This is a genomic window from Marvinbryantia sp. (genome assembly GCF_047017445.1).
Lineage (GTDB): Bacteria > Bacillota > Clostridia > Lachnospirales > Lachnospiraceae > Marvinbryantia.
The window spans coordinates 369,490-369,701 of record NZ_JBKXTT010000003.1; positions in this window are offsets into that span (position 1 = coordinate 369,490).

Below are 212 nucleotides of genomic sequence, written 5' to 3' on the forward strand. Positions count from 1 at the left end.
ACACCGTGGTGACGGAAGCAACAGAGTGTGTATACACAGATGGTAAATGCGTGTGTGGAGCAGAAGAAGACAGCTGCAGCCATATGGGTAACAATTGGAAGTACGTAGACAATGGAAACGGAACCCATGCAACAATCTGTGCAGACTGTGATACAGCGGTGACGGAAGCAACAGAGTGTGTATACACAGATGGTAAATGCGTGTGTGGAGCA